The 25164-nt window shown below is 39.4% G+C and carries 23 protein-coding genes and 2 tRNA genes; 13 read left to right on the top strand and 12 right to left on the bottom strand.

Translation table 11 applies throughout. From position 1 onward, the window contains the following. Positions 1-34 precede the first annotated feature (34 nt). Positions 35-2452: an outer membrane beta-barrel family protein gene (locus OC25_RS16500; protein ID WP_082018628.1), complete on the top strand. Its 2418-nt coding sequence runs from the start codon at positions 35-37 to the stop codon at positions 2450-2452. Between the two features lie 201 nt (positions 2453-2653). On the opposite strand, the gene OC25_RS16495 is transcribed toward OC25_RS16500, so the two are convergent. Next, positions 2654-3136, bottom strand: coding sequence for a GNAT family N-acetyltransferase (locus OC25_RS16495; RefSeq protein WP_039478225.1), 483 nt, complete (start codon positions 3134-3136; stop codon positions 2654-2656). Positions 3137-3300: 164 nt separating this feature from the next. Between OC25_RS16495 and OC25_RS16490 the strand changes: the two genes are divergently transcribed. Next, complete coding sequence (locus tag OC25_RS16490; protein ID WP_039478320.1) at positions 3301-3903, top strand: hypothetical protein; 603 nt, start codon at positions 3301-3303, stop codon at positions 3901-3903. Between the two features lie 76 nt (positions 3904-3979). Here the strand turns inward: OC25_RS16490 and OC25_RS26990 are convergent, their stop codons facing one another. Next, positions 3980-5578, bottom strand: a complete 1599-nt coding sequence (locus OC25_RS26990) for a S41 family peptidase (protein WP_052266256.1) — start codon at positions 5576-5578, stop codon at positions 3980-3982. Positions 5579-6008: 430 nt separating this feature from the next. Here OC25_RS26990 and OC25_RS16480 point away from each other — a divergent pair, with 430 nt between their 5' ends. Then, positions 6009-6449 (top strand): SRPBCC domain-containing protein, encoded by a 441-nt coding sequence (locus OC25_RS16480; RefSeq protein ID WP_039478223.1) that lies wholly within the window; start codon positions 6009-6011, stop codon positions 6447-6449. A gap of 48 nt (positions 6450-6497) precedes the next feature. Here the strand turns inward: OC25_RS16480 and OC25_RS16475 are convergent. After that, positions 6498-6570 (bottom strand) — tRNA-Phe (locus tag OC25_RS16475). 345 nt (positions 6571-6915) lie between these two features. After that, positions 6916-6988: transfer RNA gene (locus tag OC25_RS16470), tRNA-Phe, on the bottom strand. Between the two features lie 230 nt (positions 6989-7218). On the opposite strand from OC25_RS16470, the gene OC25_RS16465 reads away from it, so the two are divergent. Together OC25_RS16465 and OC25_RS16460 are read left to right on the top strand one after the other, a co-directional pair. Beyond that, the gene (locus tag OC25_RS16465; protein WP_039478220.1) at positions 7219-8514 is read left to right on the top strand and encodes a 4Fe-4S dicluster domain-containing protein; all 1296 of its coding nucleotides are present in this window, start codon (positions 7219-7221) and stop codon (positions 8512-8514) included. A gap of 74 nt (positions 8515-8588) precedes the next feature. Beyond that, the gene (locus tag OC25_RS16460) at positions 8589-9377 is read left to right on the top strand and encodes a (Fe-S)-binding protein (RefSeq protein WP_039478218.1); all 789 of its coding nucleotides are present in this window, start codon (positions 8589-8591) and stop codon (positions 9375-9377) included. Positions 9378-9538: 161 nt separating this feature from the next. On the opposite strand, the gene OC25_RS16455 is transcribed toward OC25_RS16460, so the two are convergent. Next, complete coding sequence (locus tag OC25_RS16455; protein ID WP_039478215.1) at positions 9539-10042, bottom strand: hypothetical protein; 504 nt, start codon at positions 10040-10042, stop codon at positions 9539-9541. Between the two features lie 50 nt (positions 10043-10092). Here OC25_RS16455 and OC25_RS16450 point away from each other — a divergent pair, with 50 nt between their 5' ends. Then, positions 10093-10572: a hypothetical protein gene (locus OC25_RS16450; RefSeq protein WP_039478213.1), complete on the top strand. Its 480-nt coding sequence runs from the start codon at positions 10093-10095 to the stop codon at positions 10570-10572. Positions 10573-10685: 113 nt separating this feature from the next. Beyond that, on the top strand, positions 10686-13100 hold the full coding sequence (locus tag OC25_RS16445) for an AsmA family protein (protein ID WP_039478212.1): 2415 nt from the start codon (positions 10686-10688) through the stop codon (positions 13098-13100). Between the two features lie 75 nt (positions 13101-13175). Here OC25_RS16445 and mtgA read toward each other — a convergent pair whose 3' ends face one another. Next, positions 13176-13904 (bottom strand): monofunctional biosynthetic peptidoglycan transglycosylase, encoded by a 729-nt coding sequence (gene mtgA / locus OC25_RS16440; protein WP_039478210.1) that lies wholly within the window; start codon positions 13902-13904, stop codon positions 13176-13178. A gap of 140 nt (positions 13905-14044) precedes the next feature. On the opposite strand from mtgA, the gene OC25_RS16435 reads away from it, so the two are divergent. Continuing rightward, positions 14045-14851, top strand: a complete 807-nt coding sequence (locus OC25_RS16435; RefSeq protein ID WP_039478316.1) for a 3-keto-disaccharide hydrolase — start codon at positions 14045-14047, stop codon at positions 14849-14851. Between the two features lie 30 nt (positions 14852-14881). Further along, entirely contained in the window at positions 14882-15580 is a 699-nt protein-coding gene (locus tag OC25_RS16430; protein WP_039478208.1) for an SDR family oxidoreductase, read from the top strand. Positions 15581-15714: 134 nt separating this feature from the next. Here the strand turns inward: OC25_RS16430 and rplI are convergent, their stop codons facing one another. The 4 genes from rplI to OC25_RS16410 form a co-directional block, all read right to left on the bottom strand. After that, positions 15715-16158 carry a 50S ribosomal protein L9 gene (gene rplI, locus OC25_RS16425; protein WP_039478206.1) on the bottom strand — a complete coding sequence of 148 codons (444 nt, stop codon included), beginning with the start codon at positions 16156-16158 and terminating at the stop codon, positions 15715-15717. A gap of 12 nt (positions 16159-16170) precedes the next feature. After that, the gene (gene rpsR, locus OC25_RS16420; protein ID WP_010599582.1) at positions 16171-16434 is read right to left on the bottom strand and encodes a 30S ribosomal protein S18; all 264 of its coding nucleotides are present in this window, start codon (positions 16432-16434) and stop codon (positions 16171-16173) included. Beyond that, on the bottom strand, positions 16434-16790 hold the full coding sequence (rpsF, locus tag OC25_RS16415) for a 30S ribosomal protein S6 (protein WP_039478204.1): 357 nt from the start codon (positions 16788-16790) through the stop codon (positions 16434-16436). Before rpsF ends, rpsR begins: the two co-directional genes overlap by 1 nt. Positions 16791-17035: 245 nt before the next feature. Further along, a complete protein-coding gene (locus OC25_RS16410) occupies positions 17036-17629 on the bottom strand; it encodes a hypothetical protein (RefSeq protein ID WP_039478203.1) in 594 nt (197 codons plus the stop codon). Positions 17630-17810: 181 nt separating this feature from the next. Between OC25_RS16410 and OC25_RS16405 the strand changes: the two genes are divergently transcribed. The 3 genes from OC25_RS16405 (at position 17811) to OC25_RS16395 (ending at position 21406) form a co-directional block, all read left to right on the top strand. Continuing rightward, on the top strand, positions 17811-18674 hold the full coding sequence (locus tag OC25_RS16405) for an AraC family transcriptional regulator (protein WP_039478201.1): 864 nt from the start codon (positions 17811-17813) through the stop codon (positions 18672-18674). Between the two features lie 35 nt (positions 18675-18709). After that, a complete protein-coding gene (locus OC25_RS16400; protein ID WP_039478199.1) occupies positions 18710-19468 on the top strand; it encodes a DUF1570 domain-containing protein in 759 nt (252 codons plus the stop codon). 111 nt (positions 19469-19579) lie between these two features. Then, on the top strand, positions 19580-21406 hold the full coding sequence (locus tag OC25_RS16395) for a DNA polymerase III subunit gamma/tau (RefSeq protein WP_039478197.1): 1827 nt from the start codon (positions 19580-19582) through the stop codon (positions 21404-21406). A 115-nt stretch (positions 21407-21521) separates the two neighbouring features. On the opposite strand, the gene OC25_RS16390 is transcribed toward OC25_RS16395, so the two are convergent. Beyond that, complete coding sequence (locus tag OC25_RS16390; protein ID WP_039478195.1) at positions 21522-21923, bottom strand: hypothetical protein; 402 nt, start codon at positions 21921-21923, stop codon at positions 21522-21524. A 193-nt stretch (positions 21924-22116) separates the two neighbouring features. Here OC25_RS16390 and OC25_RS16385 point away from each other — a divergent pair, with 193 nt between their 5' ends. Beyond that, complete coding sequence (locus OC25_RS16385; protein ID WP_039478193.1) at positions 22117-22542, top strand: SMI1/KNR4 family protein; 426 nt, start codon at positions 22117-22119, stop codon at positions 22540-22542. A gap of 139 nt (positions 22543-22681) precedes the next feature. On the opposite strand, the gene OC25_RS16380 is transcribed toward OC25_RS16385, so the two are convergent. Beyond that, a complete protein-coding gene (locus tag OC25_RS16380; protein WP_039478191.1) occupies positions 22682-24901 on the bottom strand; it encodes an NADP-dependent isocitrate dehydrogenase in 2220 nt (739 codons plus the stop codon). Between the last annotated feature and the right edge of the window lie 263 nt (positions 24902-25164).

Here is a 25164-nt window from a genome sequence, read left to right as displayed (position 1 = left end):
CATCTTTGGAACATCAAATTATAAAACAAACCCCATGATGAACCGCATATTTAAAACTGCTCTTTTTATAGTACTGATTTCAGGCATTCAAACAGCCTGGGCACAAAACAACAAAATATCGGGAACAATAACCGACAAAAGCAATAAGCCATTAGATTATGCCTCAGTTGCCCTGATCCACCTGCCCGATTCGGCTTCAGTTGCGTTACAGGCCACCAATCAGCAAGGTGTATACGAATTTAGCAATGTTAAAGCGGGCCGTTATCTGATTAAGACACTGATGATGGGTTACCAAAAAAACCAATCGGCTCCTTTTGAAGTAAAGGCAGCTGCTGTTCGGATCCCTGCACTTATTTTAGCCGATCACAGCCAGAACTTAAAAGAGGTGAATATCATTTCCAAAATGCCGGTTATCGACCAAAAAGCCGATCGCGTTATTGTAAATGTAGAACAGATGAATACTGCCGGCGACAATGCATTGGAAGTCATCAGCCGGTCGCCGGGCGTAAAGCTGGATAAGGACGATAATATTGTGCTGAAAGGTAAAAGCGGCATTAATGTGATGATTGATGGCAAGATGAGCTACATGAGCGGTCAGGAATTAACCACCTATCTGAAATCGCTGCCTGCAACGGTACTGAGTAAAATCGAACTGATTTCGAACCCACCTGCTTCTTTTGATGCGGCAGGTACTGCAGGAATTATCAATATTAAACTGAAAAGAAACAGCATGCAGGGTTTTAACGGCAACATGAACCTTGGCGGTGGCTACGGCAGGTACGAGAAAGTGAACGCCGGTACCAACCTCAATTACAATATCGGTAAAGTGAGTACCTACCTGCGCCTAAACGCCGGACATTATAATTCTTACAACCGCTTAACCTTAAACCGCACCATTGGCGCCGAACAATATAACCAGCTTAATTTCTGGCATCCCATTACCAATAGCCTTAATTACTCTACCGGTGCCGATTATTTTATCAATGATAAACATACCTTAGGCGTAATGGTTAAGGGATTTACTGCACCCGAAGAAACCAAAGTAAACAGCAACTCTATTAATTACAGTGCTACAGGGGCAAAAATGGGGTCTACCGAAATGTTTAATCCACAATCCAATACAGAGAAGAACCATGCCTTTAACCTGAACTACCGCTATAAAACCGATAGTCTGGGTGGCGAGCTTGGTTTCGATGCCGATTACGTTCGGTACGATAACAGCAAAAACGAAACGTTCACCAACACCTATTTTGATGTAAATGATAACGTAATGGGCAACCCTATCGATTTACGCAATATGGGCATGGGTAATGTTGCTATCTATTCGGTAAAAGCCGATTATACCCTAAACTTTAACAAAACCTTAAAAATGGAAACGGGCTGGAAAAGCAGCTGGGTAAAATCGGAAAGCGATGTGCGTTTCGACTCCTTAAAAACAGCAGGATGGATTAACGATCCCCGTCGTACCAACCAGTTCTTATACCGCGAGAACATTAATGCGGCTTACCTTTCTTTAGATCAAAGCTTTAAAAACATCCAGATTAAGGCAGGCCTTCGTGCAGAGCAAACACTGGGTAAGGGTACATCATCGGGCACCAGCACTTTAATTGACAGAAAGTACTGGAAGCTTTTCCCAACCGTTTTTGTATCCTTCAAAATTGATTCGAACAACCTGGTTACCGCTGCTTACCGCAAAAGCATCAACCGACCATCGTATCGAAGTTTAAATCCATTTACTTTTTACAGCGATCCTTATACTGCTTTACAGGGTAATCCCTTGCTGCAACCTTCTTATGCCAATAGTTTCCAATTGAATTATTCGCTCAAAAGTTTTAGGGTGTTAACTTTAAGTTATTCGGTAAATAACGGATCGATGTGGGAAGTGGTTTATCAGAACGATGCAACTAAAGAAAGTATTTCGAGACCAGAAAACCTGAACCGTACCACCAATTTTTACATGGCAACCGGAAGCCCGATTGATATCACCAAATGGTGGAACAACAATACCGAAGTTTCGGCTGGTTTTAACCGCACACAATCTGCTGTGCAGGGCAATGGCTTTAATGCTTTTTCGTGGAACTGGTCGGTAATGATGGACAACACCATTACCTTGCCTAAAAATTATAGCTTAACCACTTATGCTTATTACGATTCGCCATCTGTTTCGGGTCTTTTTCACAGCCTGGGCAGCTATCAGCTCAATATCGGCGCAAAAAAATTATTCTGGAACAAGAATGCAACGCTGGCCTTAAAAGTGAATGATATTTTTAACACCAGTGCCTTCAGGGCTAACCTCGAATACAATAACATTAAAACCTACTGGAAAAATGAGTGGGAAAGTCGGAGGGTAAACCTGAGTTTCACTTACAAATTCGGTAATATGAAAATTAAAACCGCACGCAACAGAAGTACAGGTACCCGTGAGGAAGAAAACCGTGTGGGAGGCAACTAATTAGTTGGTTAACTGATGTATTTGGTTAACTGTACAAATCGGTTAACTGGTTAATTGTATGAGTATCTACAGTTAACCAGTTTCAACAATTAATCAATTATAGAGTTGCAAGACAGTTAACCGATTAACCAGTTCCAACAATTAACCTATTATAAAGTTGCAAACAATTAACCGATTAACCAGTTTCAACGATTAACCAACCTACAGTACCAAGAGCATCCAAACATTACAGGCAAAGTGACCTGAATTGCCCAGAGGAGCTGGAAGGGTTATAAAGCCTGCTTTTTTATACATACTGATGGCCGTGGTTAACTCAGGGAATGATTCGAGGTAAACTTCATTGTAGCCAAAATGCTGTGCCGATTCGATACTTTTTTGCATCAGCATTTTACCTATCCCTTTTCCCCTGGCCGATGCCGCAGTATAAAGTTTCACCAGTTCTACACAACCTTCGGGTAAACCTGAGGTGGGATAAATGCCACAGCCACCTAATATTTCTCCATCTTCTTCGGCAATCCAGTAAGCCGATTCAGGGTGCTCAAATAATTTGGATAAGTGATCGGTTGTCGGATCAGTATAAACCGTACCCGGACGGTCTATCTTAAATTCGCGCAAAATTGTTCTGATCATTTCTGCCGCAGCCGCATCATCTTCTGCAACAATTTTCCTCACTGTAATGGACATAACTGTTTTTCTTTCAAAATTACTGTAAATAGGGTTAATTCACATGCAGTATAAAAATCAGGTAACTGGCTCTTTGTATAGGGGAAGAAAACAGTTAACTCATTTAACCGTTTCAACAATTAAGCCAAATAAAATAGTTTTATTATTTTGGCGTTATGATTAACATGAAAAACATACTAATGATTTGCCTGTTTGTAACCACCGTATTCGGTTGTGGCATTAATAAACAGGCGCAGCAAATAAAAGCGCTGGAAAACTGCACCTACAAAATTACAGGCGTTCAGCAGGTATCTATTGCGGGCACCGATGTAAAGAAATTAATGGACCAGCAAAGTTTTAGTCTTGGCAGCCTGCCGGGCGTAGCATTGGGTTTATTGCGCAAAGATATCCCTTTAAAGGCCAACCTAAATTTAGAAATCAGCAATCCATCCAGCAACCTGGCAGCCATAAACCAGTTCGAATATAAAATCCTGGTAAACAATACCGATTTAGCCGAAGGCTTGGTTAATCAAACGGTAAGCATTGCACAAGGCCAAACCGTAACTGTTCCGGTGCAACTGGTAAGCAATATTTATGGCCTGGTATCAAACGGCAATATATTTAACGACATTGTAAAAGCTGCACAAAAAGGATCATCAGCTAAAGATGAAAAACTGGGTTTATTAACCATTAAAATTAAGCCGACTTTTATGTTAGGCAACACACCATTTAAATATCCGGGTTATATTACCATCAATAAAGATATCAGCAGTAAGATATTGTTGTAGCTTTTTAGCATACAAAAAAAAAGCGCGGTTAATCATTTAAGTTAACCGCGCTTTTTTTATTTATCGAATCAATCTTTTACATTTTCCTGTGTGGGGTCATAATCATTCCTTTAAACCCATTCGGATCTAACCGCATATCAACAGATTTAATCTCTTCGGTTGATAAGGTTGAAGATAGCGGCAAAGTGCTTGTTTTTAAACTGGCAGTTTTTGGTGCCGTAAGTGGGAAAGCACCTGTGTTGGCATAGGCCAATGCATAATATAAATAAGTTTCGGTTTCATCACCCCAATCCTTTTTATAGTCTTCATAAGCATCTTTATCAACAGTTAAACCAGAATAATATCCGCCAACACCGGCCTGGTTCTTGGTTTCAAATTCGGGAATATACATATCCAGTTTATCAATCCTGATCGGAAAGAAACCCACTGGTTTACCATAAGTCGTTTTACCAATCAGTTTTACATCTATTACCGGCTTTAAGCTATTAATGGTTAACTCACTTGCGGAAGCTGTAGAGCCGGTTACAATAAAATAAATCCGGCTTAATGCCAGGTTACCTGATTTTGCAAAACGCTCGATATTATCGGCAGAGCTTGCCGAGTAATTTAAATCGGCGTATGTAGCATATTTTCCGTTAACTCCCGAGGTAAAAGTCTGCAATTTACCTGCGTCATCTAATAAAGGCTGATGAGCCAAAATAGAAGCTTTACGCTGCGCGGTAGTAATATTTTGTAAATAGCTGTTGTAATACGAGGTAAACATGATGTTACCGTTTTGCGCAATTGGTGCGGCCAGGTTAATAATTTGCGTTGCAGTAGATACATACCCGCCACCGTTATAACGTAGATCGACAATAAGCTCACTTACCCCTTGTGTGGCAAAATTCGCAAAAGCGCTGTTTAAGCCAGCGGTTGCATTGTTGGTAAAACTGTTAAAAACAATATACCCTACCTTTTTAGCCCCAACAGTGTACACATGCGTATATAAAATTGGGTTGACTGTATAAGAAGCGCTGGTGATCACCACGCTTTTAGTATTATTGTTTAAATCAGTAAAACTGATGCTTACACTGGGATTAGTTCCAAAAATAGCATCGTACAAGAAGCTTACATTGGCAGTGCTGTAGGTAAGACTGGTACGGCCGTTTACGCTCGTTATCCTGCAGCCACGGGTTAACCCTTGCAGCGCTGCCGGAGAATTGGGATATACATATTTCACTCTCAAATCGTCGGTAGAGCTGTAATTTATAGAAAAACCATAATCGTTTGCCGAACCATTCACATCCGCCTTTAAAGCTCCAGTTTTTCCGGTAGTAGCTGCCGTGTAATCAAAAAACGAATATTTTGGCTCTGCAGAACCGCTTACGTACTCGTAAGGTTTCCCCGTTGTAGGATCGTTCGAATATTGGGTTACCGCATATAGCTCGGCCTCGTTTGAGCTAAAGCTGCGCGGCTTAAACGTCTCGTAAGTGGGCAAAGAGGTATTCCAGTAATACAGCTCTTTGGCATATAAAAAGATCGAATCCTTAGTCAGCTCTTCGCGGGTGCCTGGAGGTGTAACTTCGGTCGGCGTAACCGGCTCATCGGGTGTAACACTGCTCTTTTTACAGGCAGCAGTCGCCATAAGGCCCAAAAAGCCCAAAAGTAACAGCCTGTTAAATTTATTATTTCTCATGGAAGTTGGTAACATGGTGTTGTATATACGTAAAGGGATGCAATAAAGTTGTTTTATTGTTTTATGGTCAAGCCCGAAAACAGTCCCGAAAAACGCTTTACTGAGAACTGTTAACTGAAAACCCACCATGCAACAACTAAATATAATCCAAAATATTGTGCAACCAGGTGCATGTATCGTTGAATTACGTAAATCTACCGATTAAATTACTTAATTCTGAGATTATTATAGTGAAAATATGTTAAAATCAGATTTGCCACAATCAATTGGTTTATTGCTCCATATGCTAAAATCAAGCGATCAACTGTCCACTTAAAAAATTAAGCTCTTCTGCCCCCACAAATTGTCGCCTTTACACCTTAAAAATCAATCAAATACTTAACAAATTTGTTTAATCAAGTAATAATGGAAAACAATTAAAATCAAAATCATGGAAAAGATTGAATTTAAAACCAGTATTAACGCCAGTGCCGAAAAGGTTTGGGATGTATTATTTGGTGTAGAAAGCTACCCGAAATGGACTTCGGTTTTTGCAGAAGGATCGAGCGTAGAAACCGACTGGAAAAAAGGAAGCAGAGCGGTATTCGGAGATGGCAAAGGATCGGGAATGGTAGCAGTTATTGCCGAGAATATCCCCAACGAATTTATGTCTATTAAGCATATAGGCGAGATAAAAGATGGCAAAGAAGAATTACATGATTGGGGCGAATCGCTGGAAAACTACACTTTGAAAGAAAAAGACGGGTGCACCGAACTGATCATTGAGATGAACATTATCGATGACTGGAAGGATTATTTTAACGAAACCTGGCCAGCAGCTTTAAAAAAGGTAAAAGCCATGTCGGAAAGCGAATATCATGTAGAAACATAAACAGCTTTAAAACAAAAAAGTCTCGATTTTCATCGAGACTTTTAGAAGTGGTGCCACCTGGATTCGAACCAGGGACACAAGGATTTTCAGTCCTTTGCTCTACCGACTGAGCTATGGCACCCTCCGTTTGGGAATGCAAATGTAGTGTTCTTTTTCACAATTCCAAAAAAGGATTTCAGTTTTTTTCTTCGAAACGGCACCATGAAGTCACATCTTTTTGATAGGCAACAAGATGCGCCGAAAAAAATATTTTCATTTTATTAAGCAAACTTACCCTTACTTCACTTTCCTGTAGATTTAAAGATTTTAATGCTGATCTAAAAAAATGATGAAGTTTGCACGGGCTCAGATATTCGCCGGATATTAAGAACTACTTAAGCTATTTCAGGTATATCGAGCTAACACGATTCTGCTAAAAATGCTTAAAACCAAAAAAAGCCTCTCATTTCTGAAAGGCTTTTGGAAGTGGTGCCACCTGGATTCGAACCAGGGACACAAGGATTTTCAGTCCTTTGCTCTACCGACTGAGCTATGGCACCATCCGTTTGGGATTGCAAATGTAGTGTTCTTTTTTCAAAAGCAAAACTTTTTTTCGATTATTTCACTGCTCAACTGATTATCAGTGAATTAATTTTTCACACATCTAAAAACCGGCCTCAATAACTGCTTAGAATGAATACAAACAAACAATTTTATCTATTTTTTTATGCATGCATAGTAATTTATTTAGATTAATATCCTAATTTAGCGTTAACAATCTAATAATTGCATGGTAGCACAGATCCTTTTTCTAGTACTTACACTTGCAGCAATTGCGCTGTTTACAATTAACCTCCGTAAAATTATCCGTAATATCCGGTTGGGGAAAGCAGTTAACCGCAACGATCAGCCTGCAAAACGCTGGATAACGATGTTACGTGTAGCTTTTGGCCAATCGAAAATGGTGGTACGTCCTATTCCGGCTTTCCTGCATTTCTTCGTATACATTGGTTTCGTCATCATCAACATTGAGGTGCTCGAAATCATGATCGATGGGATTTTCGGTACACACCGCATTTTCAATGGTCTGGGCGGCCTGTACAACTTTTTAATTGCATCCTTCGAGATCCTTGCACTTACTGTGTGGGTATCCTGCGCCATTTTCCTGATCCGCAGAAATGTTTTAAAACTGAAGCGTTTCAGCGGCGTAGAAATGAAAAGTTGGCCAAAGTCAGATGCCAATTATATCCTCATTACCGAGATATTGTTAATGAGCGCCTTTTTACTGATGAATGCAGCCGATGCAAAATTACAAAGCCTGGGTGTAGGCCACTATGTACAGGCAGGTGCATTTCCGGTAAGCCAGTATTTAATTAATCTGTTGCCTTCTACCGAAAGTGCATTGGTAATTATTGAGCGCAGCTGCTGGTGGTTCCATATTATTGGCATTTTAGCTTTCCTGAATTACCTACCCTATTCTAAGCATTTCCACATTCTTTTTGCCTTTCCAAATACTTATTTCTCTAATCTGGAGCCGAAAGGCGAATTTACCAACATGGCATCGGTAACCAACGAAGTTAAAGCCATGCTCGATCCTTCTTTTGTACCAGCAGAAAGTGAACCGGGGAAATTTGGAGCAAAAGATGTGACAGATTTGACCTGGGTAAACTTAATGAATGCCTATACTTGTACCGAATGCGGAAGGTGTACTTCAGTTTGTCCGGCAAATATTACAGGCAAGCTTTTATCGCCACGTAAAATTATGATGGATACCCGCGACCGTATTACCGAAGTTGGTCAAAACATCGATAAACATGGCGCTGAACATCAGGATGGTAAATCTTTACTGGATGATTATATCAGCAGGGAAGAAATCTGGGCCTGTACCAGTTGTAATGCCTGTACCGAAGCTTGCCCGGTGAATATCGATCCATTGCAGATTATTGTAGAACTGCGTCGCTATGCCGTAATGGAAGAATCGCAGGCACCTGCAAGCATCAATGCCATGATGGGCAACATTGAAAACAACCAGGCTCCATGGAAATACTCTCCGGCCGACCGCTTTAACTGGGCGCAAGAGAGTTAGCAGTTAACAGTTTTCAGTTGAATTAAAACAATAATTACATCAAGTCTTGATACTTGATACTAGATACTAAAAAAATGGAATTTAAAGTACCTACAATGGCCGAACTAATGGCTGCTGGTGAAGAACCGGAAATTTTATTTTGGGTTGGATGCGCCGGAAGTTACGATGAGCGCGCTCAAAAAATAACCCGCGATATCTGCAAAATCTTACATCATGTAGGCATTAAATATGCTGTTTTGGGCACCGAAGAAAGCTGTACAGGCGATCCGGCTAAACGTGCAGGTAACGAATTTTTATTCCAGATGCAGGCCATGACCAATATTGAGGTTTTGAATGCCTATAATATCAAAAAAATTGTAACAGGCTGCCCGCACTGTTTCAATACCATCAAAAATGAATATCCGGGGCTCGGTGGCACTTACGAGGTAATTCACCATACGCAACTTATCCAGGATTTAATTAATGAAGGTAAGCTCAAAGCCGAAGGCGGAGAAAGCTTTAAAGGTAAAAAAATCACTTACCACGATCCGTGTTACCTGGGCCGTGCCAATGGCATTTACGAAGCACCACGTAAAGCACTCGAGGTTTTAGATGCCCAGCTGGTAGAAATGAAGCGTTGTAAAAGCAATGGCTTATGTTGTGGAGCAGGTGGTGCACAAATGTTTAAAGAGCCCGAAAAAGGCAACAAAGATATTAACGTTGAGCGTATTGACGAAGCTTTACAAACCAATCCACAAGTTATTGCAGCAGGTTGCCCTTTTTGCATGACCATGCTTAGTGACGGGGTGAAACTGAAAGATAAAGAACAGGAAGTTAAAGTATTGGATATTGCTGAGATCACCGCAAGAGCGAATGGTTTGTAGCTTTGAATTAACCATATAAGTATAAGTCAATTAAGAAATTTAAGTCTTGGCACATTGCTGAGACTTTTTTATTAAAGCGATTTATAACAATGGGTTGTCATCCTGAGCCTGTCGAAGGATCATTGCGTATCATTTGCAATTAATCCCTAAGTAATCGTTTCCTACTCCTCCACTTTCGCTACTTCTTTTGCAGGTTGAGCAGGTATTTTAACAATCTGTTCCAAATTATCCCGAATCTGGTTTAAATCTTCTGCCTCCATATTTTTAAGCGGAATAATAATCTGCGTGGCCATCGAATCTACATCGCCTCCCCTGTCTTTATACGTCTGTACAATCACATCATCGCCTTTAGTATGCAGATACAGTTTACCGCTCGCCGTATTACCATAATAATCCATATCTTTAAATTTCGACAACTTAAATGCGAAATACTCCGTTTTTCCGTTATTAAAGTAACGTTTGTAACGGCAAAAGCCATTGTTAGTAACATTTAGCTCATAGCGTTTAATCTGATTACTTTCCTGCGCCGAATCGTAGTGATCGGTGAATGTTTTTTGCAGGAAACCAGCGTATTGCTCTAAGGGGTCGGGATTGGAAAAAGCATAAAAAAACACACAAAGCGCCGAAATAAACGACATTTTCAAGCAAAGTGTAAACTTTTTCATATGGCCAGCGTTTTAAACACAGCAAATTAATTAAAATCATAAATTTGTATATGAGTTTTTCTCCACAATCAAGAGTTTGGATCTACCAAAGCGATCGTAAGTTTACTTCCGTTGAAGAAAACCAGATCCTGAATAAATTAGCTGCTTTTACCAACCAATGGAAAGCCCATGGCAACGAATTGCTTGCAAAGGCCGAAATCCGTTATGGCTTTTTTATTATCCTTACCGTTGATGAAAGCCAGGCTGGTGTTACAGGATGTTCTATTGATAGCTCGGTTAGACTAATCAAAGAGATTGAAACTGAATACCATGTTGATCTTTTTAACCGTTTTAACATCGCCTACCGGGTTGACGATGAAGTGAAGGTTCAGGGTAAAGAAGACTTCGAAACGCTGGTAAACATTAAACAGGTTACCCCTGAAACGATTGTTTTCAACAACATGGTACAAACACTGGCCGAATTGGATAGCAAATGGGAAGTTCCATTTAAAAATAGCTGGCACTCTACGGTTTTTTCACACCTGCTTTAAAAATTTTGATCAGAATTCTTAAAACTTATAACTCTATTGTTAGTTAATTTTCGTTAACTGCCAAACAATTAGCAGCCAAAAAGCATTATATTGGTTAAACCAAAATAATGTGTATGAAACGCTGGCTCAAAATTTCTTTAAAGATATTAGCTGTTCTGGTGGTGCTGGTTATTTTAACCTGGCTTGCCGGCGCATTTTACATTAGCCGCAATAAGAAAGAAGTGCTTACTTCTATCCTGTCGCAGCTGAACAAAAACCTTAATGGTGAAATAACCGCAACCAGCATGGAACCTACCCTGCTGAAAAGCTTCCCTGGTGTTTCGGTATCGTTAAATGGCGTATTGCTGAGAGATAGCTTGTGGGCACAACATAAACACGATCTTTTAAAAGCGCAGGATATTGATGTATCCTTAAATGTGCTTTCGCTTATTGTGGGCAATGTTAATATCAGGCAAATTGCCATTAATAATGCCGCCATATACATTTATACCGATTCTACCGGCTACAGCAATACCAGTATTTTTAAAAGCAAAGCAGGCAGTGATAAGAAATCATCGCCTAAATCTTCTGCACTGGAGATTAAAAAAATAGATTTTAACAAGGTAGATCTTGTACTTGATAACAAAAAGCGCCACAAGCTTTTTAACTTCAATATCGACCAAGTACAAGGGCGCATGGAATACCCTGATAGCGGCTGGACGGGCAAAATCAAACTGAAAACAAAAGTTAACAGCTTTGCTTTCAATACCCGAAAAGGCAGTTTTTTAAAAGATAAAACTCTAGATGGTACCCTATCGGCTCACTACAGCCGTAAGTTGGATGCTGTAATTTTAGACCCAGAAATTTTAAACATTGGCGGTCATCCCTTTAAAATTGGTGCCCAAATAGAATTGGATAAATCGGCCTTTGCCATTAGTATTGCAGTTGATGATATTTTGTTTAGAAATGTTGCTTTGCTACTTGCACCTAATATCTCTTCTAAACTCCTAAAATTTGGCATAGAAAAACCAATTGATATCAGGGGAAATATTATCGACGATGGGTCTGGTAAATACGGAGACCCACTGATTAAAGTTGGGATAACCGTAAGGGATAATGTGGTTTCTATTCCGGCAGGTAAATTAACCGCTTGTAATTTTGATGGCTCGTTTACTAACCGTGATACTGTTGGCGGTATTATTGGCGATGAAAACTCGGCTATCAAGTTTCATAAGCTTACTGCAAAGTATTTCAACGCACCGCTAAAAATCGATACCTTTACGGTTAACAACTTATCACGCCCCATTGCAACAGGACTTGTTACCTCACAGTTTCCGCTTTCAAACCTTAACAATTCATTAGGAACCAACGATTTTGAGTTCAAGAACGGAACAGCTGATTTAAGACTGTACTGCCAGGCAGATATTGATAACTTCAGGTTTACCAAACCAGTAGTTTCAGGCGAAATAAAGATCGCCGATGCCGATATCCTTTACATTCCGCGTAATCTGCACCTCGTAAAAAGTGCCTTGAATATCAATTTCAATCAAAATAACTTATCCATCCGCAACGGACATTTCCAACTGGGTAAGAGCGAGTTAAATGTAAACTGCGACATTGCCAACTTTGCCAATTTGTATTATACCGCCCCCGAAAAAATATTGGTAAATCTTAAAATGAACAGTCCGCAACTCTATTTAAAAGAGTTTTTACCTTTTTTAGGCCCGCGCAATGCTAAAAAAACAAAATCAAGCGGTAATAAGCAGGTGGTTTCGAAAGAACTGAGTAACGTATTAGAACTTTCGCAAATGAATATCCGCCTTACCGTGAATAAAGCTATTTATGAGAAGTTTATGGCCAAAAACCTCGATGCTGATATTTCTTTACGTGGCGGAGGTATATTCTTCAATAAAATCAGCGTAGCGCATGCAGGTGGTCAATTATCGCTTAATGGAAATATTATCCAGCAGGCCGCTTCAAACAGCTTTAAAATCAATTCAAAAATCAGCCATGTAAGCGTTAAAGATTTCTTTTACTCTTTTGATAATTTTGGGCAGAATACCATTACCAATAAAAACCTGAAAGGCTATTTGTCTTCTTTGGTGAATATTTCTGGTCGTATTTCGCATACTGGTAAAATCTTGCCCCGTTCTATCAACGGAAAAGTGGTATTTAACCTTAATAATGCCGCCCTGGTTAATTTCGAACCCATGGTTAAAGTAGGCAAGTTTGCCTTTGCCAACCGGAATTTATCCAACGTAGAAATTAAAAACCTCGATGGTACTTTAAATATCAATGGCGATAAAGTAGAAATCAGTCCGATGCAGGTAAGCTCGAGCGCACTGAACTTTAACGTAAAGGGAACTTATGCCCTGGGTCCGGGTACCAATGTAGCGATGGATATCCCACTCAGAAACCCCAAAGGGGATGAAAACCTGACCAAACAGGAAAAGCGCGAGGCCCGCATGCGTGGTATTGTTTTACACCTGAAAGCAGTTGATGATGAAAAAGGCGGGATTAAAATCAGATGGAATAAGGATCATGATTAGTCATAAGTCTTTAGTCCCGAGTCCCCTTATCTATTAATAAAAATAGACTGAAGACTAAGGACTAAAGACTGTTGACTAAAAATCAAGTGGTCCCAGCCTGTTCATATTTCTTAAAATTAAATATTGGCGGTGCCTGATGTATGGTGTTGCATTTTTAGGTGTCCACCGCAATGGATTAGGGAAACAAGAGGCAATTAAGGCGGCTTGTTTTTTGGTTAATTTGGTGCAGGATTTACCGTAGTATTCCTGCGCTGCAGCTTCAGCACCGTAAATACCATCTCCCATTTCAATTACATTGAGGTAAACCTCAAGAATACGTTCTTTGCTCCAGAAGAGTTCAATTAATAAGGTAAAGTAAGCCTCAAAGCCTTTTCTGATCCACGAACGGCCTGGCCACAAAAAAACATTTTTTGCTGTTTGTTGCGAAATAGTACTGCCACCTTTTACTTTTTTGCCTTTGGCATTGCTGGCAAATGCTTTTTCGATGGCCTTCATATCAAAACCAATATGTTTTAAAAACAACTGATCCTCGGCCGATACCGCAGCTCGTTTCATGTTATCTGAGATATCATCGAAATCAACCCATTTTTTCTCGGTTTTAAAAGGCTTTCCATCAGCTTTGCGTTCAATGTTACGCAAAACCATCAATAAGGTAATTGGCGGATTAATAAAACGTAGCGCAATTACCCACAAAACAGAAACCAGCAGGAAGTATAAAAATACCTTCGATGCAATATTGGTAATCTTCTTTAAAAGCGGGTGTTTTGCTTTACTTTTCGCTCTGGTTGTCCGGGTTTTCGCCATAGCGCAAAGGTAATTAAAGCGATGGAAAAGGAAAATGCAAGCGGAAAGAATTATTAACCAACGGCCGATTTGTAAATTAAATACTGAAATAAAATTAAATGCTCCGATTTTCTGTATTTTGGGGTTTCAAATTTACACAGATGAAGAAAATCGGATACCTTTTTATGTTGGTCCTTTTATGGGGTTGCAGCACTACAAAAAACACCACTGGCAATGGAAAGTGGATTTCACTTTTCAACGGGAAAGACATTAAAGACTGGAATGTTAAAATCCACCACCACGATTACAATGTGAACTTCGGAAACACTTTCCGCGTAGAAGATGGCATTATAAAAGTACGTTACGATCAATATGGCGATTTTAATGATCAGTTTGGTCACCTTTACTACAAAACACCTTTTTCATACTATCACCTAAAGTTAAAATACCGTATGGTTGGTGAGCTGCAAAAAGGCGCACCAGGCTACACTTTACGCAATAGCGGTGTGATGTTCCATTCGCAGGATCCGAAAACCATGCCTAAAGAGCAGGATTGGCCAATTTCAATTGAAATGCAGTTTTTAGGTGGTTTGAGCGATGGCAGGCCACGCCCTACCGGTAACATGTGCTCACCAGGTACCGAAATTTTCTACAATGGTAAAATGTACGCCGGGCACTGTTTAGATTCGAGATCGAAAACTTACGATGGCGACCAGTGGGTATCGGCAGAGCTAATTGTATTGGGCGATTCGCTGGTTACACATATTATTAATGGCGATACCGTGCTGCAGTACAGCAAACCACAAATAGGCGGAGGCGTAGCTAACCGTTTCGACCCCAAAATTAAAATAGATGGCAAAGCGCTTAAATCGGGATTTATCGCCTTGCAAAGCGAAGGTCAGCCTGTTGATTTTAAAGATATCGAAATTAAACAGCTCCCCATCCCTGCCAGCTCAAAATCTAAGTAAACATTTTTGACAGATATACGTTAAGAGAACATGAAAGTTGCACTAATTACAGGAGGAAGTAAAGGAATTGGGCTCGGTGTTGCCGAAGCCCTTTTAAAAGACGGTTATAAAGTAGCCATCACCAGCAGAACGATTGACGCAGCCAATCAGGCCGCTGCCGGTTTAGTAGCGCATGGCGATGTTTTGGCCATTGAAGCGGATGTTAAAGATTTTAAATCGCAGCAGGAAGCAGTAGACCTGATTATTCAGAAATGGGGACAGCTTGATGTACTGATTGCCAATGCAGGTGTGGGGCATTTCGCACCAATTGATGAGCTGGATATTAATTCATGGAACGAAATCATCGATACCAATTTAACCGGTGTTTTTTACAGCATTAAAGCTACTGTAGAAGAGATCAAAAAAACGAAAGGGCATATTTTCACCATTTCTAGTCTGGCAGGCACTAACTTTTTTGCCGGAGGCTCGGCTTATAATGCCAGTAAATTTGGTTTAACCGGTTTTACTCAGGCGGTAATGTTAGATTTAAGAAAATATGGTGTAAAAGTAAGTACCATTATGCCGGGTTCGGTAGCCAGTCATTTTAACGATCACAATCCTGATGCCGAGGCAGATGCCTGGAAAATTCAGCCAGAAGATATGGGCAAACTGCTGGTAGATTTATTAGCCATGCCGGCAAGAACACTGCCAAGCAAGGTAGAAATCAGACCAACCACTCCGAAGGGATAGGAAAGATCTGAGATTTGAGACATTAGATGTGAGATTTAGTTTGCATTTCGCATGTCTCACGTCTCAAATCTATTTCATAAAAAAAGTCCTTTCAGAAAACTGAAAGGACTTTTTTTATGATTCTTAAAGAATGCTTATTCAGCAACTACTTCGAAAGGAACCTGAACTTTAACTTCTTTGTGTAAGTTTAAGTTAGCAACATATTCGCCAACAAATTTTGGTTCAGTTTCGAAAGTAATACGACGACGGTCTACATCAAAGCCTTGAGCTTTTAATGCTTCAGCAATCTGGATGGTGTTAACCGCTCCGAAGATTTTTCCGCTTTCGCCAGCTTTAGCGCCAATTGAAAGTTTAACAGCAGTTAAACGCTCAGCAACACCTTCAGCATCTTTCTTAATTTTATCTTGTTTAAAAGCAGCTTGCTTTAAGTTTTCTGCCAATACTTTTTTAGCAGAAGAAGTAGCTAATGCAGCAAATCCTTGAGGGATTAAATAGTTACGGCCAAAACCTGGCTTTACTGTAACTACATCATCTTTCTCACCAAGGCCTTTAATATCTTGTTTTAAAATAATTTCCATATCTCTAGCCTCCTATTTTAATTGATCAGCAACGAAAGGTAACAAACCGATGTGACGGGCACGTTTAACAGCCTGAGCCACTTTACGTTGGAATTTTAACGAAGTACCAGTAAGGCGTCTTGGTAATAATTTACCTTGATCGTTAATGAATTTCAACAAGAAGTTTGCATCCTTGTAATCGATATATTTAATTCCGTTTTTCTTGAAACGGCAATATTTTTTACGGTTATCCTCTACTTTAGGGGCAGTTACGTATTGAATTTGTTCTCTTGCCATTACGCTGCAACCTCCTTAGTTTTTTTGTTAAAAGCACCACTACGCTTTTTCTCATTGTAAGCAACAGCGTGTCTGTCTAAACGGATAGTTAAGAAACGTAACACACGCTCATCGCGTTTTAATTGAAGCTCTAATTTTGCGATCAAATCACCTGAAGCTTTGTATTCAGTTAAGTTGAAGAAACCATTTGACTTTTTGTCAATTGGATACGCTAATTTTCTCAAACCCCAATTATCCTCCTGGATAATTTCGGCTCCGTTATCAGTAAGAACTGCTTTGAATTTAGCTAATGCCTCTTTCGCTGCGTCTTCAGATAACAACGGGGTTAGAACGATAACAGTTTCGTACTGATTCATTGTTATTAATTATGTTTTTAATTTTTTAATCCCGAGGTATATTACGGGGATGCAAAAGTAACAATATATTTCTTAAAATCAAACGATTAATCAGAATATATTAATGAATAATGTAAAATGGGAAATGACAAATGGAAGATAATAACGAAAAGCTACATCTTCCGTCTTACATCTACCCTTTTACTGCAAACAAAAAAGGGAGATTATCTATCCGATAATCTCCCTAATCAATTAGCTGTTAGTTTTTAGTAAGTTTCGATCGTTTTAACAAAACTCTCATCTTTAAACTTTACTACGAAAGTTAACGATCTTGAATCTGTTTTACTGATGTTGAATTTCTTAGTTAACTGTGCTTTGTCTTTAAACGATTCTGCATAAACCTCATCGTTATATTCGTTGTAAACTTTTACTTCGATCGGGCTTTTATCCAGGTTGTTTAAGCTCAGGGTCACCACATCATCAGTTTTAGTATAAACTGGTTTAAAAACGTTAGCAATTTTTGGCTCAGAAACAATTGCCTCACCATTTTCAATTACTACATTATATTTTGCAAGTTTAGCTTCCGATTCTACCTTTAGCACATATTTTCCGTCAGGAAGTGCATTTAAATCATATACTTTGCTTGTTGTAGCAGAAGCATGGATGGTTTCTTCGAACAATACTTCATCATCAGCACCTACTAATGATAAATTTAGATCTTCTGCTTTATCTGCAGAAAAACGGATAAACTTTTCTTTTTCACCTTTTACTTTTAAAGTAAAATCATCATCGTTAGCGTGTACACCCGTAGCAGTAAAAAATAACGCTGCTATTAAACCGATTTTTAAGAACTTTTTCATAACCAAATATTTTAAAGAGTTAATTACTTTATGATGGTACTAAGGTAGGCAAAGCTTAAATACCCAGACGATTGCATATTGGCCAATATCTATGCTATATTACCCCTAATTCAGTCATATTTCGGTAAAACACATAATTTAACATATTTTTAACCTATTTTAGCATATAAAATTAATCAACATGAAGCCAAGTTTTGAAGTAGTAGAGCCCTCTTTCGGCAGCTCTTTTTATTACTCGAAATACATTGCCAACGAAAATAACATGGCGCACCTTTGGCATTACCATCCCGAGATTGAAATGGTTTTTGTAAACGGCGGTACAGGTAAAAGGCAAATTGGTAGTCACGTTTCTTATTATACCGAAGGCGATTTGATTTTAATTGGTAGTAATTTGCCTCATTGCGGGTTTACTGATACCAATACCGGTAATAAAAATGAAACCGTAATCCAGATGAAACCCGATTTTTTGGGTACCGGTTTTTTAAGCTTGCAGGAGACTAAAGGCATACAGGAATTGTTCGATAAAGCAAAAGGTGGTATTGCATTTGGCAACCAAACCAAGGCCCTGATTGGTGACAAAATAGAAATGATGGATGACCAGCCTCCTTTTGAGCGCTTGCTATCCTTATTATATGTATTAAAGGTACTCGAAAACGCCAGGGATTATAAAATTTTAAATGCCAGGGGTTTTTCAATGGAAATGCAGGTGCAGGATAACGACCGCATTAACATGATCTTCAACTTTGTGAAAGATCACTTCCAGGAACCAATTAGTCTGCATGATATTGCAGAAATGTCGAGTATGACCGTACCTTCTTTTTGCCGGTATTTTAAAAAGATTACTAAAAAAACCTTTACGCATTTCGTAAACGAGTATCGCGTGGTACATGCTTCAAAACTGCTGGCCGAAAAACCGATCAGCATTGCCAATATTGCTTACGAAAGCGGTTTCAATAATTTTAGTCATTTTAATAAGCTGTTTAAGGAGTTTACTGGTAAAAGTGCATCAGAGTACAGGCACGAACTGAAAGCAATTATGAAATAAGCCCAAAATAACCCTTAAACAAGGTATATTGCAATATGAAAAAGCGCTTGATATGTTTATTGATTAACTTGATTAGTCTTGCTTCCTATGCCCAGTATGTAGAGATTAATACTATAAACTGCAAAATAAGCGATACGGAGCAAAAGAAAATCGAAAAGCTAATTGCTTACGAGCGCATGTTTTGCAACGAAATTTTCGAAACCCGGGAGAACATTACCGCTCCGGTGAAAATAAACTTGTACGGCAAAAACAAAGATTACCGGTTGGAGCAGAAAAAATATAATGCACCAGCAAGTAGCGACGGCTTTTATATTGACAACATTAACCAGGCTTTTGTATACAAAAACCGCGATTTCATTGCCATTACCTTACACGAGGCAAGTCACAGTATTTTTCAGTTTAATTTTAAACAATCGCCAAGGTGGCTAAATGAAGGACTGGCAGAGTTTTTCGAAACACTCGATTTTGATAGCGAAGGCAATTTATATGCTGCTCCGCAAGACTTTCGCATTAAAAGTATAAAAGCAGGTATTGATTTAAAGGATGCTGAACGGTTAAAAAAATTCTTCGGCATTTACAATGGTTCATTTTATGGCCATGAGGTACAAGACAATTATAACACCGCTTACAGTGTAATTTACTTTTTTATCAAAGGCAAAAGAACCGAAAATTTAAAACAAATCATCAGGCTTACCAATCAGGGCTATGATACAGAAAAAGCCATAACGCAGGTTTTTGGTAGTTTTGAATCCTTTGAGCAAAGCTATAAGCTATTTTACAACTACCATCACTAATGGTTTAATTTCATTATTTTGATTTTAACGGTTTTGTTATACAATTTATAACTTTTCCACATTCCAGTTGCTTCAAGTCTCAACTCGTAAAAAATTCCTATTTTCGTGCCGATGGAAAATTTTATTGTTTCTGCCCGCAAATACCGCCCGGCCACGTTCGAAACTGTGGTTGGTCAGCAGCACATTACGGGTACTTTAAAAAACGCCATCAAAAACAACCAGCTTGCACAGGCATTTTTGTTTTGCGGTCCGCGGGGTGTGGGTAAAACCACTTGCGCGCGTATCCTGGCCAAAACCATTAACTGTACTAACCCTACAGCCGATATGGAAGCCTGTGGTACCTGTGACAATTGCCAGTCATTTCAGAACGGGCATTCTTTTAACGTGCACGAGCTCGATGCGGCATCAAACAACTCGGTTGATGATATCCGTAGTTTAATTGAGCAGGTGCGCATACCGCCACAAGCCGGAAAATACAAGATCTATATCATTGATGAGGTTCACATGTTATCGCAAAGTGCATTTAATGCCTTTCTGAAAACCCTTGAGGAACCACCTTCATATGCTATTTTTATTCTGGCTACTACCGAGAAACACAAAATCCTGCCAACCATTTTATCGCGTTGCCAGATTTTCGATTTCAACCGGATCCAGGTAGAAGATATTGCCAATCATCTTTCGACCATTGCCAACCGCGAGAACATTGCTTTTGAAAGTGATGGTTTGCACATTATTGCGCAAAAAGCTGACGGAGGTTTGCGTGATGCCCTTTCGATGTTCGATCAGATTGCCAGTTATGCCAATAAGAACATTACCTATAAAGCGGTAATCGATAACCTTAACATTTTAGATTACGATTACTTTTTTAAACTCACCTCTTTTTTAACTGCTGCCGAAGTTAGCCAAACCCTGCTCCTGTTTGATGAAATATTGAACAATGGTTTCGATGGCAACAACTTTATCAATGGTTTGGCGAGTCACTTCCGTAATTTACTGGTAGGTAAAGACAATGCAACCATTAAGCTCTTAGAGGTAAGCGAAAACATCAAACAAAAATATTTAGAGCAGTGCAGGCAAACAGAATTATCATTCCTGTTAACGGCCTTAAATTTGGCCAATACCTGCGATTTAAACTATAAAAACTCTAAAAACCAACGTTTACAGGTAGAGCTGGCGCTGATTAAAATGTGCCATATCCGGTCCGTCGTCAATTTAGCACAACAGCCTTTAAATACCAATAACACAGCAACTGACGGAGATCAGGATAAAAAAAAAACTAATGTCGTAGCCGAAAAGGCAGTGCAGGCCGAAAGCATAAAGCCAAAAGCTGAAAGTGAAAACGCTGCACCGGCAACAGTAAATATCCCAAAGACTGAAGTTCCGGCGAGTATACCTTTAAATACATCGAGCGAAGCGCCAAGGCCTGTAAGCATGCCTACGGCTACTTCTATCAGTATCAATATCCCCAAAAAAACAGCGGGCACCTTAATTCCTTCGTTAAACGATTTTGAACGAAATGCAGATAGCGACGACGACGGTAAGCCAAAAGCTATAACCGGCGAAGCACGTGAAGTTTTTAGTTATGACCGTTTGCTTGAGGTGTGGAGCAATTATGTGCAAATTCTTAAAGCTGCCGATAAAATTAACCTGTTTACCATCCTGAACAACTTTGCACCGGTACTTTTAAAGCCCGAGCTGATTGAAATTTCAGTAGAAAGTAAAACCCAGGAACACCTCATTCAGCAGGAATCTGTTGAACTTTTAAATTACTTAAGAAACGAACTTAAAAATTTCGGGGTACTGGTAACTTATAAACAGGTAGAGCGTAAACTGGAAAACAGGTTGTATGGTAACCGCGAAAAATACGATTACCTGGTAAACAAAAATCCGAAACTGGATGAGCTGCGCAGGAGATTTAACCTGGATATCAACCCATAAAAGCAATTAAAATTAAGGTATAAAACAAAAGCAGGACTACACCGAATGTAACCCTGCTTTTCCATTTATATGATTGTTTCGTCAAATCACCATCTTCCCGACGGTGTGCTATTGACTATTTTTGGGGCGTATCATTAACCGGATAACCTTCTTCATCCAAATCATCGCGGTTATCTTCAGGCGTGCGGGCCAGAATCTCATCTTCAGCACTTAGCTTTACACTTTCACCATTATCTACGTGCATACCTAATTCCTCCAAATCATCGTTTGCAATTTCTTCATTCCGTGCGTATTCGTCGCCTACGTATGGGTTGGCTTCATCATAAGTAGAATCATCGTCGCGGGCACCTGCGGCCACTGTTTCGTAGCCCATCGGGTGATCGTAATCTTCATCTGTACCTTTTACATCAAGTTCATAACTCTGCTTGCTTTCGTTGTATGATAAATTTTCTTTATTAATGCCACCATTTTCGGTGGTACTGTGCAGTTTATCGCGTGAAGGTTTATTATTTGCCATGTGATGAATCTCCTATAATTTAATATGAATATAACAAATTGACAGGACTTTGGTTTGTGAATGCCTGCACAATATTGAAAATATTTGATTAACATACAACCGGGAAAGCCGGTAATTTTAGATGCCTGCACACAGAAATCTTTAATTTGTCAGCAATACATCTTTTCTATATTTTAGAATAAAATGCCCCTTAATGAAAAGATTTGAAGAGATACTCAATAAATATAATTGGCCCAAAAGATCAATTCCATCACCAGAAGCGATTGCCGAAATAGAACGGATTACAAATTTTCAAATACCACAGGATTACAGGCATTATCTCAATAGTTATTCAGGATTTGAGGTAAACATTGGAAAAGAGTTTGTGATACTATGGGATTTAGATGAGTTACTGGATCAAAACCTTGATTATGGTATCTTTGAAAACTTACCAAATACATTGGCAATCGGAGGAAACGGTGGCGGTGAATTTATCGCTATTGAAAGAGATGAAAATGATCAATATCGTATTGTATTATCACCATTTATAGATTTAGATAAACAATATCATATCGAAATTGGCATATCATTTTTCGATTTCCTAACACGATTGGATAAGGGGAGAGCGTGGTTTGAATAAACTTGTTATTGTGGCAACAATCCCCTTTTAAACAAAAGAAGCTGTATCATAAAGTGATAAAGAGCAACCTAAGTCCTTCGACAGGCTCAGGATGACACTCACATTATGATACAGCTTTGTTTTTAGCTATTTACAATGCCTACAACGATGCCAAAGCAGCATTTAATGTTCCGCTAGGACGCATCGCTTTGCTGGCTAATTCATCATTAGGGTTATAGTAACCGCCAATATTCTGCGGCTTACCTTGCGAACCGATTAATTCTTCATTGATTTTAGCTTCGTTTTCAGTTAAAGCTTTTGCCAATGGTGCAAACCTGGCTTGTAATTCCGCATCTTTAGTTTGTGCAGCCAAAGCCTCAGCCCAATATAAAGCCAGGTAAAAGTGCGAACCACGGTTATCAATGGTACCTAATTTTCTACCAGGAGATTTATCAGTAGCCAGGAATTTAGCATTTGCCTCATCTAAAGCATCAGCTAAAATTTGTGCTTTTGCATTGTTTTGTGTTTGCGATAAATGCTCTAAAGAAGCCTGAAGTGCTAAAAACTCGCCTAACGAATCCCAACGCAGATAACCTTCTTCAATAAACTGCTCAATGTGCTTAGGGGCCGAACCACCAGCACCGGTTTCAAATAAACCACCACCGTTCATTAATGGAACGATTGAAAGCATTTTAGCCGAAGTACCCAGTTCTAAAATCGGGAAAAGATCGGTTAAATAATCGCGCAATACGTTACCAGTAACCGAAATGGTATCCTCACCTTTGCGGATACGTTCTAAAGTAAATTTAGTCGCTTCAACCGGTGCTAAAATGCGGATATCTAAACCAGTAGTATCGTAATTTTTTAAATAAGTATTTACTTTAGCAATAATCTCTCTGTCGTGCGCTCTTTTTTCATCTAACCAGAAAACAGCTGGTGTCTCAGATAAACGGGCTCTGGTTACTGCTAATTTAACCCAATCCTGAATTGGTGCATCTTTAGTCTGGCACATGCGGAAAATATCGCCTTTTTCAACTTTCTGGTCGAAAAATACTTTGCCATCAGCATCCGTTACGCGGATTGTTCCGCTTGCTGTAGCCTGGAAAGTTTTATCATGCGAACCATATTCCTCAGCTTTTTGAGCCATTAAACCTACGTTAGGTACCGAACCCATGGTAGTCACATCAAAAGCGCCGTGTGCTTTACAATCGTCAATTGTTGCAGTATAAACACCAGCATAACAACGATCAGGAATTAAAGCAATGGTATCTTGCGATTTGCCTTCTTTGTTCCACATCTGGCCCGAAGTACGGATCATGGCTGGCATTGAAGCATCAACAATTACATCACTTGGTACGTGTAGGTTGGTAATCCCTTTATCAGAGTTAACCATAGCCAGTGCCGGACCGTTTTCAATCGCTTGCGCTAACGCAGCTTCAACTTCAGCCTGTTTAGGGTTACCTGCAATTTTCGCATATACATCACCTAAACCATTGCGTGTATCGATGTTAAGTTCTTTAAATAAATCAGCATATTTTGCAAAAACATCGGCAAAGTAAACCTCTACAATGGCACCAAAAATAATCGGATCAGAAACCTTCATCATGGTTGCCTTTAAGTGAGCAGATAATAGCACACCAGCCGCTTTAGCTTCAGCAATTTCTTTAGCTACAAAGGCCTTTAATGCCGATAAACTCAATGCAGAGCAATCAATCACCTCACCCGCCTTTAACGGTGATAAACCTTTTAATTCAGTAACAGCGCCATCAGCAGCTACAAATTCAATTTTAAACTGGCTGGCAGTATCGATGGTTACCGATTTTTCTGAACCATAAAAGTCGCCTTCAGTCATGCTGGCTACTCTGGTTTTTGAATCTGCAGACCATTTACCCATCGAGTGTGGGTTTTGTTTTGCATAGTTTTTAACTGCTTTAGGTGCTCTGCGGTCAGAGTTACCTTCGCGTAAAACCGGGTTTACTGCCGAGCCTAAAACTTTTGCATATTTAGCTTTAATTGCTTTTTCTTCTTCGCTTTGTGCATTATCAGGATAATTTGGCACGGCGAAACCTTGTGCCTGTAACTCGGTAATAGCACCTACCAGCTGCGGAATTGAAGCCGAGATGTTAGGTAATTTAATAATATTTGCCTCCGGAGTGGTGGCCAGTGCGCCAAGCTCAGCTAAAGCATCACCAATTTTTTGGTCGTCTTTTAAATACTCAGGAAAGTTGGCCAAAATTCTTCCTGCTAAAGAAATATCTCTGGTTTCTACATCAATACCTGCTGACGCAGTAAAAGCTTGTACAATAGGTAAAAGTGAGTAGGTTGCCAACATTGGCGCCTCATCGGTTTTGGTGTAGATAATTTTTGATGTATTTGACATGTTTATATTGATTTTGCTTATTAAGGTTAAATATCTGACGGGTTTTGCAGATTTGCAGACCAGTCTTTTTAAAATCGCCTAAAGATAAAATAATCAGCCGAATTAAGGAACATCGTAATGTTATTTGTCATGCAGGTTTATACTACATAAAGTAAATAATAAGATTGCCGGCTGTTTTTGGAGCGCAATGCTATACGCTTCTTTTAACGTTACTCCTGCTCTCCGCTTTATCCCGATGAAATATCGGGGATGACGCTCCGATC

It is taken from the genome of Pedobacter kyungheensis, from assembly GCF_000812965.1.
In the GTDB taxonomy this organism is placed as follows: Bacteria; Bacteroidota; Bacteroidia; order Sphingobacteriales; family Sphingobacteriaceae; genus Pedobacter; species Pedobacter kyungheensis.
Note: the sequence above shows the minus strand (reverse complement) of the source record. Positions and strands in the feature narration are given on the sequence as shown.

Excerpts from the sequence above, each read along its gene's own strand:
- OC25_RS16500 (WP_082018628.1), top strand. The coding sequence starts at position 35 with ATGATGAACCGCATATTTAAAACTGCTCTTTTTATAGTACTGATTTCA.
- OC25_RS16495 (WP_039478225.1), bottom strand. The coding sequence starts at position 3,136 with ATGTCCATTACAGTGAGGAAAATTGTTGCAGAAGATGATGCGGCTGCG.
- OC25_RS16490 (WP_039478320.1), top strand. The coding sequence starts at position 3,301 with ATGAAAAACATACTAATGATTTGCCTGTTTGTAACCACCGTATTCGGT.
- OC25_RS26990 (WP_052266256.1), bottom strand. The coding sequence starts at position 5,578 with ATGAGAAATAATAAATTTAACAGGCTGTTACTTTTGGGCTTTTTGGGC.
- OC25_RS16480 (WP_039478223.1), top strand. The coding sequence starts at position 6,009 with ATGGAAAAGATTGAATTTAAAACCAGTATTAACGCCAGTGCCGAAAAG.
- OC25_RS16465 (WP_039478220.1), top strand. The coding sequence starts at position 7,219 with ATGGTAGCACAGATCCTTTTTCTAGTACTTACACTTGCAGCAATTGCG.
- OC25_RS16460 (WP_039478218.1), top strand. The coding sequence starts at position 8,589 with ATGGAATTTAAAGTACCTACAATGGCCGAACTAATGGCTGCTGGTGAA.
- OC25_RS16455 (WP_039478215.1), bottom strand. The coding sequence starts at position 10,042 with ATGAAAAAGTTTACACTTTGCTTGAAAATGTCGTTTATTTCGGCGCTT.
- OC25_RS16450 (WP_039478213.1), top strand. The coding sequence starts at position 10,093 with ATGAGTTTTTCTCCACAATCAAGAGTTTGGATCTACCAAAGCGATCGT.
- OC25_RS16445 (WP_039478212.1), top strand. The coding sequence starts at position 10,686 with ATGAAACGCTGGCTCAAAATTTCTTTAAAGATATTAGCTGTTCTGGTG.
- mtgA (WP_039478210.1), bottom strand. The coding sequence starts at position 13,904 with ATGGCGAAAACCCGGACAACCAGAGCGAAAAGTAAAGCAAAACACCCG.
- OC25_RS16435 (WP_039478316.1), top strand. The coding sequence starts at position 14,045 with ATGAAGAAAATCGGATACCTTTTTATGTTGGTCCTTTTATGGGGTTGC.
- OC25_RS16430 (WP_039478208.1), top strand. The coding sequence starts at position 14,882 with ATGAAAGTTGCACTAATTACAGGAGGAAGTAAAGGAATTGGGCTCGGT.
- rplI (WP_039478206.1), bottom strand. The coding sequence starts at position 16,158 with ATGGAAATTATTTTAAAACAAGATATTAAAGGCCTTGGTGAGAAAGAT.
- rpsR (WP_010599582.1), bottom strand. The coding sequence starts at position 16,434 with ATGGCAAGAGAACAAATTCAATACGTAACTGCCCCTAAAGTAGAGGAT.
- rpsF (WP_039478204.1), bottom strand. The coding sequence starts at position 16,790 with ATGAATCAGTACGAAACTGTTATCGTTCTAACCCCGTTGTTATCTGAA.
- OC25_RS16410 (WP_039478203.1), bottom strand. The coding sequence starts at position 17,629 with ATGAAAAAGTTCTTAAAAATCGGTTTAATAGCAGCGTTATTTTTTACT.
- OC25_RS16405 (WP_039478201.1), top strand. The coding sequence starts at position 17,811 with ATGAAGCCAAGTTTTGAAGTAGTAGAGCCCTCTTTCGGCAGCTCTTTT.
- OC25_RS16400 (WP_039478199.1), top strand. The coding sequence starts at position 18,710 with ATGAAAAAGCGCTTGATATGTTTATTGATTAACTTGATTAGTCTTGCT.
- OC25_RS16395 (WP_039478197.1), top strand. The coding sequence starts at position 19,580 with ATGGAAAATTTTATTGTTTCTGCCCGCAAATACCGCCCGGCCACGTTC.
- OC25_RS16390 (WP_039478195.1), bottom strand. The coding sequence starts at position 21,923 with ATGGCAAATAATAAACCTTCACGCGATAAACTGCACAGTACCACCGAA.
- OC25_RS16385 (WP_039478193.1), top strand. The coding sequence starts at position 22,117 with ATGAAAAGATTTGAAGAGATACTCAATAAATATAATTGGCCCAAAAGA.
- OC25_RS16380 (WP_039478191.1), bottom strand. The coding sequence starts at position 24,901 with ATGTCAAATACATCAAAAATTATCTACACCAAAACCGATGAGGCGCCA.